The following is a 15,033-nucleotide window of genomic DNA, read 5'->3' as shown; positions in this document are numbered from 1 at the left end:
ACTGCTTCTTCAGTAAGATTATAAAACTCGGTTTTTTACTAGTCTTATGGTATTTAATCGCCTATCCAGTACTGGAATTGGTCTGGAACACATCCTTTATCAAATAAGGATGCTACTAGCTGTACAAATTCATCAGTCATCCCAATTGAATGAGATTTTGAAGATAATTGTCAGCGAATCCAGAAAAATTTTAGAAAGCGATCGCGTAGTGATTTATCGTTTTCTACCCGATGGCGATCGCTTAGTTCAGCAAGAATCTGTTAGCTGTCAATGTATATCAATTCAAGGGCAATTAATTTATGAGCCTTGTTTTCAGTCTAAATGTGTAGACCAATATCGAGCCGGACGAGTTTGTGTAATTGAAGATGTTGATGCTAAACTACTCGATCTCTGTTATGAGGATTTACTGACCAAATTGCAAATTCGAGCTAATTTATTAACACCAATTTTGATTAATTGTCAAGTAATTGATGGACAAACCTCATCATCTTCTCATCTATGGGGTTTGTTGATTGCTCAACAGTGCCGTAGTCCGCGTGAATGGACTGCTTTAGAAATTGAGTTTTTAAAATTAGTAGCGACAGAAATTGGTATTGCTATTCGTAATTTAGCATCGTCGCCACAAGAGCAAACTACACAACAATTTAACTTTTCAAAAAAAAGTAGACAGCAAAACTGTCAGAAAATCTTGACTGAAGAAAATACATTTACCCAAATTATTTCAGTTGCAGACCTAAAGGCATTTGAACGATTACAAACACCAATTTGGATTTATGACATTCAAAACTTGCAAATGTGGTGGGCAAACAAAGCATCACTACATATTTGGAATGCCCAAAGCCGAGAAGATTTACTTCAGCGCGACTTTAGCAATATTTCCGAACCTACCCGCATTCGATTGCAAAATTATCTACATCAATTTGAGCAAGGCAAAACCATCGCTGAAAATTGGACATTTTATCTAGAAGGGAAACCTGTATCTGTTCGCTGTATGTGTTCGGGAGTGCAAATAGAAGATGGACGGCTGGCGATGTTGGTGGAGGGAACAACCCAACTCACAGATGATATCAATCAAGAAACCAAACAACAGCTTGTCCAGGAGGAGTTGCGCTGGCAGGAAGCTTTATTACGTTCCATGACAGATACTTCTTTGCTGGCATTTTTTGTAGTAGATAATCGCACCGATGAAATTCTCTACTTCAATCACCGCTTTTGTGAGATTTGGGGAATTGAACATCTAGAAGCCAGGATGAGTTCAGGAGAATTGAAAAATCATGACATCATTCCTGATTGTGCAGCCTTAATTGTTGATGTGCCGAAATTTGCTGAATCTTGTAAACCGTTGCAATCGGAAGACAACCGTTGCACGATTGAGGATGAAATTTTATTTGTCGATGGACGTACAATTCGCCGCTTTTCTAGCCAAATTCGGGATGAGAGGGATAAGTATTTTGGCAGACTATACATTTTTGAAGACATCAGCGATCGCAAGCAGTTAGAAAAAACCCTCCTGCTAACAGATTATTCCTTTGAGTGTATTGGCATTTCTGGAACTTGGATTGACCGAAATGCCAAGATTTTGCGCGTCAATGAAGCAGCCTGTAGATTGCTGGGCTACTCTCGTGCTGAGTTGGAGTCAATGTATGTTTATGAGTTAGATCCTGATTTTCCTCAACAGGCATGGGCTTCTCACTGGCAAGAACTAAAAGAGCAAAAGTACATGACCTTTATTTCCCAACATCGCACTAAAGATGGTCGGCTTATTCCCGTGGAGATAACTCTTAACTATGTAGAATTTAATGGAGAAGAATATAATTTCGCCTTTGCACGGGATATCAGCGAACAACAAGCAGCAATGGTGAAACGCATCGAGGCAGAAACAGCATTGAGGGAAAGTGAACAACGCTATCGTTCTGTGATTACAACAATGGCGGAAGGGATTGTGTTACAGCAAGCCGATGGACGCATTACTGCTTGTAACCAGAGTGCAGAAAGAATATTAGGATTAACAACTGATCAAATAATGGGGCTATGTTCCATCGATCCGCAATGGCAGGCTATTCATGAGGATGGTTCACCCTTCCCAGGCGATACTCATCCAGCTATTGTTACCCTCCAAACTGGGCAACCCCAATACAACATCATCATGGGAGTAGAAAAACCTGATGGCAGCCTTACCTGGATTTCAATTAACTCCCAACCATTATTTCAGCCAGATGAACTAACACCCTATGCAGTAGTTGCATCATTTACAGATATTACTGCCCAAAAACAGGCAGGGCAAGCACTCCAACAGCAAGCACAAAGGGAACGGATGATTTATGCGATCGCTCAACATATCCGTCAATCCCTAAATTTAGATGAAATATTGAATACAACAGTTGCCGAAGTCAGAGAATTTTTGCAAAGCGATCGTGTTATTATCTACCGTTTTAACCCAGATTGGAGTGGTGTAGTTGTTACCGAGTCTGTAGCCCCAGGTTGGCAATCACTGCTAAATCAAGAAATTACAGATAAATACTTTGTGAAATCCAAAGGGCAATTTTATCAACAGGGTACGATTAAAGTCACTCCCAACATTTATACCGCAGGCCTTGTGCCTTACCAGATCGAATTACTAGAACAAATGCAAGTCAAAGCCAAGTTAGTTGTACCTATTTTACAAGGTGATAACCTCTGGGGTCTGTTAGTTGCTCATCATTGTAGCGCCCCTCGTGAATGGCAACCTTGGGAAAGCGAACTATTACAACAACTGGCAACACAAGTAGCGATCGCTATCCAACAATCAGAACTTTATCATCAATTGCAAACCGCCAACCAAGAATTGCAAAATCTGGCAATGGTTGATCAACTTACAGGTATTGCCAATCGTCGCTGTTTTGATAACAAGCTGATCTGTTTATGGCAACAACTCCTGCGAGAAGAAAATTATGTCTCACTACTTTTGTGTGACATTGATTATTTCAAACAATACAATGATACCTACGGTCATGCAGCCGGAGATAATTGTTTACGCCTAGTCGCCCAAGCATTGCAACAAACTGTCAAACATGCCACGGATATAGCAGCTCGTTATGGTGGAGAAGAATTTGTAGTCATTTTACCTAATACTGATATTGAGAGGGCGGCTTTGGTTGCTCAAGAAATCCATCAAGCCGTCCAAAAATTGAATATTCCTCACACCGCCTCGCCTATAGAATACCGCATCACCCTAAGTATAGGCATTGCCACGGTAATTCCTACATCTAAGCTAGTTCCCTTAGACTTGTTGGAAGCTGCCGATCAAGCCCTTTATCAAGCCAAAGCCCAAGGGCGTAATCGTTCTTTTATTAGAGAGTGCTGAGAAATTCTTATTTTTGAATTTTGAATTTAACTATTTCTATTTTTCATCCCTAAGTTTCTGGTTTTGCTAAGTAAATTTATTCATAATAACTACAACTTTTCTACAGTTATGACAGCACAATCAAGGGAGAAAAATACTTATGGGACTGTTTGATCAAATTCTCGGCGCTGTTAATAATCCCAATCAACAAGGTAGTTTAGGTCAATTGGGAAACATCATCAGCACAGTCAATCAGCTAAGTAATACAACTGGCACAAATCCTTCCACAATGCAATCTGTGGTAGGTGTGGTAGGTAACTATGTACGTTCCGCCTTACAACAGAAGCAAGCCACAGAAGGTAATGAAGCTGCACAAACATTCGTTAATCAATATGCAGGAACTTCATCTAACCCTCAAGCCGTCAATTCCCTTTTTTCTCCTAATATCCAACAACAGGTGGCACAGGCAGCTTCCCAACACACAGGATTAGATGCTGGTACAATTCAGCAATTATTGCCAGTCATCGTACCTTTAGTATTAAACTTTTTACAATCTGGTGCTAATGCTCAAAATCCTCAAGGTGGGGGTAATTCTGTATTAAATTCTTTCTTAGATGCAGACAGCGATGGTGATGTAGATATCACTGATGCTATGCAGTTAATGAGTAGATTTGTTGGTAGATAGTCATTAGTCCATAGTCAACAGTCAAACAATTTTAGATTTTGGATTGACGATTTTGGATTGACTGCACCCAAAAGGGGATGCAGCTTGGAGATTTTGGATTGACGATTGCGCGATTTGTTCCGCCCACCAGAGGCTGGGCTTGAACCAAAAATAATCCAAAATCCAAAATTTAAAATCTAAAATTAGTACGGTCAAAAGGTAGAAGGCAAAAGACACCAAGGTTGTCTTCTGTTGGGTGGGTAATACTCACCCAAAATATATTTTGCAATTCAATTGTAAATCTTAATCTTTTTCATACCCCTGATATTCTTAACTACTCCTTTGATAGATTTTTGAACCAAAAATAGCCTTTATCATCAAAACTAATCATGGCAAATATTTGGATTGTTCAAAAAATTCGTATTTGTCAAAAGAGGCAATTTATGAAATTCAAGATATATATTTTGAATTTGGATTTTACTTCACAAATTATCTCATCCTAGATACATTTTTAATCGACTTTAGAGGTATTTCATGGCTCAATCAAAAGATGCACAGAAGGGATATTTCGTCAGATATCTTTCTCTGGCTCCAGTTCTTGCTGTTCTAGCAGTATCAATTGCCTTCTCTACATGGGCAATCTTTAACTTTATTTTTCCTGACCTTCTTTTCCATCCTCTGCCATAACTACTTGTAGGGAAATGTTCCCCCTACATAAATTTTAGTATGTCCCCGCGAAAAATTACCCATTCTCATTACAGAGTAGACAGTTGGGAAAGATTACTTTCCACAGGTCAACGCATAATTAAGGGTATGAAATCAGCACTCATGTTTATTCTACCCGGTAAGCAATCTCAATCACCGGCTGCGTTAGAATCTGCATAATTATCAAATGTCGGTGCTATTTCAGCCGAAATCACACAGCAGCATACATCCTCAAATGCTTGAGACTGCATGAGAATAGAAACTCATGTATCTAGTCTTTATTTGAGAGAAAATTTTGTTGTGTTTTTGACAAATGAGTCCAGACTTTAGCTAATAATTCCTCAACCTCAAAGGGTTTACACAAGTAATCATCTGCACCAACATCTAGATAATCATCCCTGAGTTGATTTTTGTGACCTAGTAAGATTATCGGTATATTGTTAGCATGACTCCGCAAGCTGTGGCAAATTTCCCACCCTGACAAACCAGGTATCATCCAATCTAAAATGATCAAGTCTAGCTGCAATTTCTGCGTTGCTATCATTGCAGTCAGTCCATCGTAGGCAACACTAACCTGATATCCTTGATAGTTCAGTTCCAATTCTAAAAATTGTGCTAGGTTGACTTCATCTTCAGCCACCAAGATGTGCGTCATGATTGAACAAAAGTAAAAGGGTAAAGATAACTCTATTAGATACTGATACTATAGGCATTTATACTGCCAATAGTGGGTATAAGTCTCTTATTGTTCTAGGTTAGCTTATTATACTTTTGTTTCCGTAACAACCGTAAATTCCTAAATAAATTAATTTTGATTCGCTATTAGCGTAGCGTAGCGACAATCTGTAATGAGTTAACTATTTTCATTGCTCATCTATCAATCTTAGTTTGCAGCCTATAGATTCTTAACAATAAGCTGTCACATCTTCACCGCATTTATCAGCAAGGTAACACAGTGCTTTGAAACGTAAACCTACTACTTCTTCGTATAAGGGATTTAATTTGCACATTGGAGGAATATGAAACAATATACGACCAAATAGTTTAACGTCTCTTTCAAACGGACATTGAGCAGGGATGGCTTTACATAATAGATGAGCTAGTTGAGGACTTTGAATTTCAATTTCTTCCAACCATTTGCGGAGGGGATAGAGTAAGTCTTTGTGAGTATGGATTTGAGTTAAGCTTGTCATAATCAATCTCCTGGTTTTTGGTTTTTGAACCTCTATAAGTACATACGGTTGAACTATAGTTTTTTATGCAGACGTAATTTTTTGTTCTAGCCTCAACAGAGTTAACTGCTATATCTGATAACACTGTTAACTACAAATGCCAATGCGGGGATTACGGAAGGCGCGATCGCACTCTTTCTATAATCCCCGCATTTTCCCGCACCTAGCTATCTTCTGGGTTGTTTAAGGTTGTATTTGCAAATTTTTTGGTTGTTTAGTTTTTCTGAAAGAATCTAAAAGACTGCTCATCAATTTTGGCGATATGATTGCAGCTAATAAAATTTTAATTAGTAATTTATAAGTACCTATATCTTTTAATGTTTTTGGGTTGTAATAAACATATTTCCACCAATTACCAAGAACATATTTAATATCAGTATTAGAATTAAAACTGAGGCTATCTAGATATAACTGTACATTATATCCATAAATATTAGATAAACTAATATTTTTTAAGTATTGCAGTTCTACTGGGGCTAATTTTATTGCTTTATCTAGAATAGTTAAAGCAGAGTCTCTAATTACCTTTAGTTTAAATGACTTTGATGTTACTGAACGTAGATAAAAAATTTGGTGTTTTGGGACTACAACAAAATTCCACTTATAAGCCAAGCGTAACCAATAATCCCAATCGTCTCCAGATTTCAATGTAACATCAAACTCTCCTACAGATTCTATTGCTCCTCTTCTAATTAAGGGATTTGAACCGCAAGTTAAAAAACTCCTTAATAACATTTCTCCGTAAACATTACCTTCATAGGTATGCTCAATAGTTCTTAATAATTCTCCTTCTGCATTAACTACATAAGTCCAACTATAGGCAACACCAGCTTCTGGATGCGCTTGTAAAGCAGCATATTGAGCTTCTAGTTTATCTGGTGTCCACAAATCATCTGCATCAAGAAAGCTGATATAGTTGCCTGTGGCATGAGTAATTCCTCGATTACGAGCGCTTGATGCTCCACTATTTTCATAAGAAAAAATCTTTAGGCGATCGTCCTGAATATTTTGCAAAATTTCTAATGTTTTATCAGTTGAACCATCATTAATAATTATAATTTCAAAATCAGTGAATGTTTGTTTTAAGACAGATTTTATAGTTGCTAAGATTGTCTTTTCAGCATTGTACGCTGGAATAATTACAGATATTTTAGTCATGATTATTATTTACATTCAAAACTTTTATAAAAATTTTTAGCTTAAGTTTTACTACAATTAAATTATGGTTGCATTTGTAACTTGTTTTGTGATTTCCTTTTTCTGATAAGCTCCAACAAATTATTCATCAATTTTGGAGAGATAATGCTGATTAGCAAGACTTTAATCATTAATTTGTATGTATATATATCTTTTAAAGTCTCTGGTTTAGCTATAATATACTTCCACAAGTTATCAACTATAAAGCTGATGTCAACTTGGGAATTTTGATTTAAACTATCTATGTATAACTCTACTATATATCTGTAGATATTAGATAAACTTTCCTTTCTCAGATATTGTAATTCTGGTGGAGCCATTTGCATCACCTTATCTAACATAATTAAGGTATCTTCTCTCATCTTTTGCAATTTGAAAGAATTTGATGACATGGAACGACGATAAAAAACTTGATATTTTGGGACTACCACAAAATGCCATTTAGCCGCTAACCGCAACCAATAATCCCAATCTTCCCCACCTGCTAATTTAATATCAAACTCTCCTACAGAATCCATAGCTGCTCTGGTAATTAAGGGATTTGAGCCGCTTGTTAAAAAATTTGCTTTTAGCAAATCTGTATAGACGTTACCTTCATACACAGAGTTGAAAGGTTTTAATATTTCCCCTGTTTCATTGATTGTATAAACCCAACTATAGGCAACACCAGCTTCTGGATAAGCTTTTAAAGTAGCTAGTTGTAATTCTAGTTTGTCTGGAGTCCACAAATCATCAGCATCTAGAAAGCTAATATAATCTCCTACCGCATGAGAAATTCCTCGATTACGAGCGCTAGAGACTCCGCTATTTTCATAACAAAAAACTTTTAGACGTTTATCAACAATAGATTGAAGAACTTCTAGTGTTTTATCTGTTGAACCATCATTAACAACTATGATTTCAAAATCTGAAAAGGTTTGCTCTAGAACAGAATTTATAGTTTCTAGAATTGTTTTTTCAGCATTATAAGCAGGAATGATAATAGATATTGTCGGCATATTTATTCTTGATTGCAAATGAGTTCATTAATTTTGATTCAGCTAAATTATTTGACTGTTTTAACTTGGTTTAAGGAGTGATTATGTTTATCAAAAATATATTTGTAGCTCCAGGTAACCGAAATTGGTATGTATATTATATGAATTACTAAAATACCAATAGCTACCCCAAGTATTCCCCACTGCACTGTTAATAAAACTGTAATACCAAACAATACAGTGAATATCAAATTGATATTTAAGTTAATATGAGTTTTATCTACAGCATTCAATAGAAGTGAATTAGCCCATCCAAAAACTCTCAGGATGACTGATAAACAGATAATTATCAGAATTGGTACAGCAGGCTTCCATTTTTCGCCAAATATAATAGGTACGTATATGGGAGCTAAAATGGATTGAGTCAAGATAAGTGGAATGACTAATGAAAGCACCTTCTTGAGACTACTAATATATCTTTTTTTAAACTCTACACGGTCTTCTCTAACAGCACATATATAAGGATATAAAGCGGACATAAATGTATTAATTACATTCGAGCTAATACCAGAACCACCATTGAAAGCAAAAAAGTAAATACCTAACTGTACTGGACCTAGAAACTTACCTACTATTAAATAATCTAAATTATTTCTAATTTTGTTAAGAAACTCCACAGCGAGCATATTTTTACCAAAATTAAAAACTTCACGCCATCTTTCGAGAGAGAATTTGCTCGGAGGTCGCCAAGAATTATTTATCCAGGTGATGAAGATCCAAATTGGTGTCGAAAAAACTATAGGCAAAACAACAGCCCAAATTCCCATGCCTAAAATAGCTAAAATTACTGTAATAGCATTACCCACAAATGCTTGAGTAGCATTACAAATTGCTGTAATTTTCAGGCGGTTATTTCGTTCAATTAAAGCCGAATTAACCATGAAGACAGGGTAGAGAAGATATACAATAGCTAAAGTGCAGATAGGTAAGGCTAATTGTTGATTACCATAGAACTGAGCAATAGGAAAAGCGGCGGCACACTGGAATACGAAAATTGCTGTACACAACATTAGGTTTAACCAAAATGAAGTGTTGCATATCATTGGCAGTTCTTTCTCATCTGCTTGAATAATTTTTGAACCAATACCACCCCTAAGAGTAAAAACATTAGCAAATTCAAAAATTGTGTAGATGAGAGCCATTGCTCCATAATCTTGGGAGCTAAAAGTGCGTGCTAGAGTTACTGTTGTTCCTAAGCGGAAAATGCGATTGACTAACTCTGCGGTTCCTAACCAACCAACGTTACGGATAAATGGACTTGATAATTGTGCTTTGATCTTCTTGATGAGCATTAGTAGTTAATTGATATCAATAAGGGAATAATTTAAGTATTTAAGATTTCTATGTTAAGTTGCAGTTCTTAAAACTAATCTTCTCAAGTTACGAGTGAGCGATCGCAAGTTATCATAGCCTTGAGAACCTAACACCTGCATAATCAAAATTGCTAGACTCAAACGTAAAAAATAATTGGTAAAAATAAGTTGGGGATAATGTAAAAGAGCTTGGCGGCGATATTTTATTGCTTCCTTGTAATCTTTCTCATCCATACAAGTCCAAGCTGTATAAAGATTTATCCATCCGTAACTACGATTACGTAAATATAATAATTCAGTTGGCACTGATGCAAAAGTTTTCTCAAAAACACGACGGATATTCTTGAGCATTTTTGGACGATTTTTACTCATACTTTGCGAGTGTCGGCGGTAGAGTGTCAGTGGTTCTTTGACCACCGCAAAGTGATAATGTGCTGCTAGTCTAATCCACATATCACGGTCTTCAGAACTGGTTAATTCTGTGTCAAATAAACCTACTTGATCAAAACAAATTCGACGCACCATTGCCGAACTACCATTAGATATTTTGTCATTCACCACCATTTGTTCCCAAACATAGCCTTCCACATCGGCAGCTACTATCACACCTGTAGGCTTACCTGCTTCATCAGTCCAAGCTGTCCATGTGTAAACTAAACCAGCTTGGGGAGTATTATCTAAACATCGAACTTGCTTTTCTATTTTGGTTGGTAGCCATAAATCATCAGCATCGATAAAGGCTATATATTCTCCAGATGCATGATTAATTCCCGCATTTCTTGCTCCTGATAAGCCTTGATTTTCTTGAGAAATTACTTTTACTCTTGGGTCGGTAATTTGTGCAGTCCATTCGATAATATTATCTGAGCTACCATCATTGATTATCAGAACTTCGATGTCGCTAAAGGTTTGCTGTAAGACACTCTCCACGGTGGCGGGGAGATATTTCATTGCGTTGTAGGCGGGGATAACTACAGAGACTTTTGGCATAGGTGTTTAACTTTTTCAAGTGAAGTTTTTAAGAGATTAAAGTAAGGATATTTCGGCGTAAGGTGCGGCTAATATTTCTGACTCCATCTAACCCGGAAGAACCGAAGAAGCGGGTGACAGTTATAGCGAATTGCTGGGATAATCCAGATTTGGAGTAGATGACTTTGGGGTCGTTAATGTAAGCTTGTTGGCGATAGTAAATTGCTTGTTCGTAGTTTCTGTTATCTAAGGCTCTCCACGCTAAGTACAAGTAAACTAAGGCGTAGGCACGTTGTTTAAGGTTTTGCAATTCTGGGGAAACGGATTTGAAGGTTTTTTCGATAACAGCTTGGTTTTCTCGAAACACGCGATCGCAGTTTTTTGACATACTGCTACGATGTTGTCTGTACAGAGTCAATGGTTCCTTTATTAAGGCAAAGTTATAACGAGATGCAATCCGAATCCACATATCCCAATCGGATGAACCACCCATTTGTGGATCAAATAAACCTAATTCTTGAAAGCAAATTTTGCGGACTAGAGGCGAACTCCCACAAACAACGGTAGGACATTGAATAATTTGTTGCCAGACGTTACCCTCGGCGTTAGTTTTCAGTACCGTTCCAGTAGATACTCCATCCTCATCAATTAACATCACCCAAGTATCTACTAAACCAACTTCAGGATTGTTATCTAAGCAATTTACTTGTTTTTCTAATTTGCTTGCTTCCCACAGGTCATCAGCATCTAAAAATGCGATATATTCACCTTGTGCTTGGACGACACCTGTATTATGTGCGCCAGTTAAACCTTGATTCTCTTGATTAATCAAACGGATTCTGGCATCTGTCAGACTGGCAACCCAATCAGCAATATTGTCAGAGCTACCATCATTAACTATTAATACTTCAAAGTCAGTAAATGTTTGCTCAAAAACACTATCCAGCGTTGTTGGTAGGTAGGCCATTGCATTGTAAGCTGGAATTACTATAGAAACTTTGGGCATAAGGTTTTGTGTTTGAATTTAATTAGTAGTTTGGCGATGAGTATGAATAGTTTCTAAAATCAAATCACGATAACTTAAAGCGATATTTTCCCAACTGAAACGCAAAGCATTTTCACGGGCGCGTACTTGCCAATCTTGGGTTAAAATCTCTGCTATAGCCCCAGCATAAATATCTGTATTAGTTACATCACATAGTTTTCCAGCTTCACCAACAATATAACGACGCATTGCGTCATCTGTAGCGACTACAGGTAAACCACTAGCCATTGCTTCTACATAAGCTAGTCCAAACGGTTCATCCATTGAAGGTAAGGTAAATACATCAGCGCTACGATATACTTCAGGCATTTGTTCATAAGAGAAACTTTGAATCTGAAAGCGCTCTTTTCCTAGTAAATCATCACCCTTAGCTTGAAAGTAATCCCGGTCAATACCATCGCCGCATAATAATAGACTAGCTTGGGGTAAACGTGCTACTGCCTGCATAGCTAATTCTATACGTTTATGGCTATTACGCTTGAGGGAAGCGACACATAAAACGATGGGTTTTGGTAAACCAAAATCGATCTGATTTCCTAATGGTGTAAATTTATTAATATCCACACCATTGGGAATAATTCTTACTTTTTGTTGGGGTTGGTGATGACGCACAAAAGCTGCTGTTTCTTCCGAAAAAGCTACTAATTGATCAGGATGAAACCGCAGGTTACGTGTTAATGATTTACCTCCCCCCATTAACCCGACATGTTCAGTAAAAACTATCGGCGTTCCTTTGATGGCTCTGACAAAAGCTGCCATTGCTAACCCGCCATAATCATTACAAGGAAATATCAAATCAGCAGGTTTAGTTAATAGACGAATAGCACAGGGTAAAAAATTGCTGAGGTGTTCAATAACTATTTCTGGGTGACTAGCAAACTTATTAACTAGTTGAGAAATCAAGGGATGGCGAACAATGTTAAAAGCTTGAGTACGCGAAATCCCACCTGTTGGAGAGGAGAAATTACCGCACTCAGCACCACTCAAAAGTTCTACATCAAAGTAAGAATTGAGATATCTGGCTAATTCTATGGCAAAAATTTCTGAGCCACCGCTCCAATTTACGCCTGCGCTGGGATGTACCAACACAACTCGATAACGTTTCTGAGTTGGTGATGGTAAAGAGTTGTTAGTAGAGTCAATTACTTGCTGTGTCATTTTTAAAGTTAAATAAGCTTCATTGACTACCTAAGCGTTAGCAATTTTCTTCGGTTTAAAGACAAAAATTAGAGGTTTTTCAATCAAAGAGAAAACTAAGCAGCCAAACATAATAGCTAATAAGCAGATTACTAAACCTGTACTGTTAACCAAAAAGGGATTTTCTCTGATGTAATTAATCTTAAGTAATCAACATCTGCATCTTTAGGGAGCAAATCTTCACAAGTGACTATAATAGCTACACACAAGCAGGGGAGAATAGCTTGAGTCAGAATATTATTTCTTGTTAAAACTAATGTTTCTATCTGGAGCAAATATTTAGTAATAAATACTCCAAAGGCATAGAATAAGTTCCAAAAGAAATAATCTTGAACCCCATTTGCTTTTAGTAAGATGCTAATAACAAATAAGCTAATGGATATAAATAAATATAATTTAATTGATTTGAAATTTTTAAAATATAAAAAAGCAAATAAAGTTGAAAATATGAGGACGTGTAGAAACCAAAATATTTCGTAAGGATAAATCACAGAATTAATAATATCTGCAAATGAGAATGGTTTTGATCTTGTTAATGATTGAAAAATAAAATAAGGAGGACACCAAACAATAAGGGGAATGAATAACTTGTGAAACTTGGATGTAAAGAATTTCTTATAACTAATATCTTTTTTACTAAAAGCAGCAAAAGCAATTCCAGATACTACAAAAAATGTAGGCATGTGGAATGTATTGATTAAATCACATATCCAACCCAATACAGATAAATCTGAGTTATAGACTTGACGCATACCATAGCTAATGTTGTAGCCGATGATATGTCCAATCACTACAAGAATTATGGCAACACCTCTAATAAAATACAAATATTTGGAGAGGTTGTTTTTCCAAATAGTGTCACTAGTCAAAGCGCAATCTCCTTATCTTCTAAAAGCTTATTCTTGATCATAAAAATTTAGTAATTGTTATGGGGATATCGCCTGATCTGAGTCCGGTTTTGGTTGCCAATCCCAACCCGCGATCGCCAGCAAACTAAACCAATAAAAAAAGAGCATAGTATGGCTCCAAATATTTTCCGTAATCATGCCTACAGGAATCGATATAATCACCGCTAACAAAGTAAAACATAGACGATTACGTGCTTTATTTAAACGCGATCGCCTGATTAACTGGAAAATTCTTGCTATCTGCACACCAAAGAAAGTAAGAAAACTACAAAAGCCAATAATGCCACCTTCTACTAACGCGCGAACATAATCATTATGAGCATCTAAACCATTACTAGTAATACTTTTTGTTGCTCCTAAACCGTAACCAAGAATTGGATATTGTTGCCAAGCTGTAATTAACTCATACCACTGAGCAATTCGCCAGTTAAAGCTGTTACTGTCGCTATAAGAAAGCAGAATCGCCCGCCATATATCTATATTTGGATTCAAAAGAGGTGTTTGTGATATTGAGTTTAAACGTTCTTGTCCAAAGGGTGTACTACCAAATAAAAATATTACTAAAGTAAATAATAAAATTGCACCGATGAGATTTAAAAAGCTTAATCTAGGAGCAATCAAAATGATTAAAAAGACACCTAACATCATTAAGCTAAATAGTGCCTTTGTTCCTACATAGAAAAAACTCAGAACCACCAGCAACAATAACCACGGCCAACGTTGCTTGACATAAGTTATCTTCCAAGTAGTCAAGCCAATAAATAAAAACAAAAAAGTAGCAAACCCATTAGGATGACCAATAGTGCCTCTAATTCGGGACTCTTCAAGACCCTCACCCGCAGAAGGTGAAAAGTAGTATGGCAACACGCCAGGCAAGTACATTTGTAAAAAAGCAACTATTAAGGGTATTGCTAAAGACAAAAACAACAAAGTTATCAGTGTTTCTGGGTGAATGCGCTCTTTTAGCTGCATGATGAGTAAATAAATCATCAGCCAGGAAAACAAGCGCACCCACTCCCTAGCACTATTTGCCAAATTAGAAGCATCTAACCCTAGTCCGCCCAAGGGTAAAAGAATTACCCACATTCCTTGAAAAGCCACCCAACCAGCAAAGAACCACCAAAACCAGTCAGTATGTACAGTACGTTTTTGAAATAAAAGTACAAGTATATAAAGCAAAGTCAGTATATCAATGCCGATCGCAAAAGCAGAGGGAAGAGGCGGAGAAGTAATACTATCTATAGTGCTGCGAATAATCAAAGCACTTAATACGGCTTGCTCTAGATTTCTAAAAAACAAAGCCAGTACTATCAAAGAAACTACTGCTAAACCCGGCAGAACCGGGCTAGCACTAGCAGAAAAACCAGCAAATACACCGATAAGTAGCACCACTAGCCAGATGGCTAACTCAGACAACTTGATTGAGCGTTGGTAATTCCACATA

The 15,033-nt window shown here is 36.9% G+C and carries 13 protein-coding genes; 3 read left to right on the top strand and 10 right to left on the bottom strand.

Annotated elements, in window-relative coordinates:
• The first annotated feature begins 109 nt into the window (after window positions 1-109).
• The 3 genes from NSMS1_RS30355 (at window position 110) to NSMS1_RS30345 (ending at window position 4,673) form a co-directional block, all read left to right on the top strand.
• Window positions 110-3,343: a diguanylate cyclase domain-containing protein gene (locus NSMS1_RS30355; RefSeq protein WP_224088996.1), complete on the top strand. Its 3,234-nt coding sequence runs from the start codon at window positions 110-112 to the stop codon at window positions 3,341-3,343.
• Between the two features lie 139 nt (window positions 3,344-3,482).
• Window positions 3,483-4,007: a DUF937 domain-containing protein gene (locus NSMS1_RS30350; protein WP_224088965.1), complete on the top strand. Its 525-nt coding sequence runs from the start codon at window positions 3,483-3,485 to the stop codon at window positions 4,005-4,007.
• 513 nt (window positions 4,008-4,520) lie between these two features.
• A complete protein-coding gene (locus NSMS1_RS30345; protein ID WP_224088963.1) occupies window positions 4,521-4,673 on the top strand; it encodes a PsaJ protein in 153 nt (50 codons plus the stop codon).
• Between the two features lie 289 nt (window positions 4,674-4,962).
• Here the strand turns inward: NSMS1_RS30345 and NSMS1_RS30340 are convergent, their stop codons facing one another.
• The 10 genes from NSMS1_RS30340 to NSMS1_RS30295 form a co-directional block, all read right to left on the bottom strand.
• Entirely contained in the window at window positions 4,963-5,346 is a 384-nt protein-coding gene (locus tag NSMS1_RS30340; protein WP_224088962.1) for a response regulator transcription factor, read from the bottom strand.
• 250 nt (window positions 5,347-5,596) lie between these two features.
• Window positions 5,597-5,884, bottom strand: coding sequence for a Mo-dependent nitrogenase C-terminal domain-containing protein (locus NSMS1_RS30335; RefSeq protein ID WP_224088960.1), 288 nt, complete (start codon window positions 5,882-5,884; stop codon window positions 5,597-5,599).
• Between the two features lie 222 nt (window positions 5,885-6,106).
• A complete protein-coding gene (locus NSMS1_RS30330) occupies window positions 6,107-7,081 on the bottom strand; it encodes a glycosyltransferase family 2 protein (protein WP_224088958.1) in 975 nt (324 codons plus the stop codon).
• A 62-nt stretch (window positions 7,082-7,143) separates the two neighbouring features.
• Complete coding sequence (locus tag NSMS1_RS30325) at window positions 7,144-8,118, bottom strand: glycosyltransferase family 2 protein (protein WP_224088956.1); 975 nt, start codon at window positions 8,116-8,118, stop codon at window positions 7,144-7,146.
• Window positions 8,119-8,165: 47 nt separating this feature from the next.
• Window positions 8,166-9,449, bottom strand: a complete 1,284-nt coding sequence (locus NSMS1_RS30320) for a lipopolysaccharide biosynthesis protein (protein ID WP_224088954.1) — start codon at window positions 9,447-9,449, stop codon at window positions 8,166-8,168.
• Window positions 9,450-9,503: 54 nt separating this feature from the next.
• Window positions 9,504-10,460, bottom strand: coding sequence for a glycosyltransferase family 2 protein (locus NSMS1_RS30315; RefSeq protein ID WP_224088944.1), 957 nt, complete (start codon window positions 10,458-10,460; stop codon window positions 9,504-9,506).
• Between the two features lie 28 nt (window positions 10,461-10,488).
• Complete coding sequence (locus tag NSMS1_RS30310) at window positions 10,489-11,445, bottom strand: glycosyltransferase family 2 protein (RefSeq protein WP_224088935.1); 957 nt, start codon at window positions 11,443-11,445, stop codon at window positions 10,489-10,491.
• Window positions 11,446-11,463: 18 nt separating this feature from the next.
• Window positions 11,464-12,642, bottom strand: a complete 1,179-nt coding sequence (locus NSMS1_RS30305) for a glycosyltransferase (RefSeq protein ID WP_224088933.1) — start codon at window positions 12,640-12,642, stop codon at window positions 11,464-11,466.
• Window positions 12,643-12,773: 131 nt separating this feature from the next.
• Window positions 12,774-13,550 carry an acyltransferase family protein gene (locus tag NSMS1_RS30300; RefSeq protein ID WP_224088931.1) on the bottom strand — a complete coding sequence of 259 codons (777 nt, stop codon included), beginning with the start codon at window positions 13,548-13,550 and terminating at the stop codon, window positions 12,774-12,776.
• 57 nt (window positions 13,551-13,607) lie between these two features.
• On the bottom strand, window positions 13,608-15,032 hold the full coding sequence (locus NSMS1_RS30295; protein ID WP_224088929.1) for an O-antigen ligase family protein: 1,425 nt from the start codon (window positions 15,030-15,032) through the stop codon (window positions 13,608-13,610).
• Between the last annotated feature and the right edge of the window lies 1 nt (window position 15,033).

This window comes from Nostoc sp. MS1 (assembly GCF_019976755.1).
In the GTDB taxonomy this organism is placed as follows: Bacteria; Cyanobacteriota; Cyanobacteriia; order Cyanobacteriales; family Nostocaceae; genus Trichormus.
Note: the sequence above shows the minus strand (reverse complement) of the source record. Positions and strands in the feature narration are given on the sequence as shown.

Bases quoted from the DNA above. Each gene is read 5' to 3' on its own strand.
- NSMS1_RS30345 (WP_224088963.1), top strand. From the start codon at position 4,521: ATGGCTCAATCAAAAGATGCACAGAAGGGATATTTCGTCAGATATCTT.
- NSMS1_RS30315 (WP_224088944.1), bottom strand. From the start codon at position 10,460: ATGCCAAAAGTCTCTGTAGTTATCCCCGCCTACAACGCAATGAAATAT.
- NSMS1_RS30295 (WP_224088929.1), bottom strand. From the start codon at position 15,032: ATGTGGAATTACCAACGCTCAATCAAGTTGTCTGAGTTAGCCATCTGG.
- NSMS1_RS30340 (WP_224088962.1), bottom strand. From the start codon at position 5,346: ATGACGCACATCTTGGTGGCTGAAGATGAAGTCAACCTAGCACAATTT.
- NSMS1_RS30330 (WP_224088958.1), bottom strand. From the start codon at position 7,081: ATGACTAAAATATCTGTAATTATTCCAGCGTACAATGCTGAAAAGACA.
- NSMS1_RS30320 (WP_224088954.1), bottom strand. From the start codon at position 9,449: ATGCTCATCAAGAAGATCAAAGCACAATTATCAAGTCCATTTATCCGT.
- NSMS1_RS30335 (WP_224088960.1), bottom strand. From the start codon at position 5,884: ATGACAAGCTTAACTCAAATCCATACTCACAAAGACTTACTCTATCCC.
- NSMS1_RS30305 (WP_224088933.1), bottom strand. From the start codon at position 12,642: ATGACACAGCAAGTAATTGACTCTACTAACAACTCTTTACCATCACCA.
- NSMS1_RS30350 (WP_224088965.1), top strand. From the start codon at position 3,483: ATGGGACTGTTTGATCAAATTCTCGGCGCTGTTAATAATCCCAATCAA.
- NSMS1_RS30355 (WP_224088996.1), top strand. From the start codon at position 110: ATGCTACTAGCTGTACAAATTCATCAGTCATCCCAATTGAATGAGATT.
- NSMS1_RS30325 (WP_224088956.1), bottom strand. From the start codon at position 8,118: ATGCCGACAATATCTATTATCATTCCTGCTTATAATGCTGAAAAAACA.
- NSMS1_RS30310 (WP_224088935.1), bottom strand. From the start codon at position 11,445: ATGCCCAAAGTTTCTATAGTAATTCCAGCTTACAATGCAATGGCCTAC.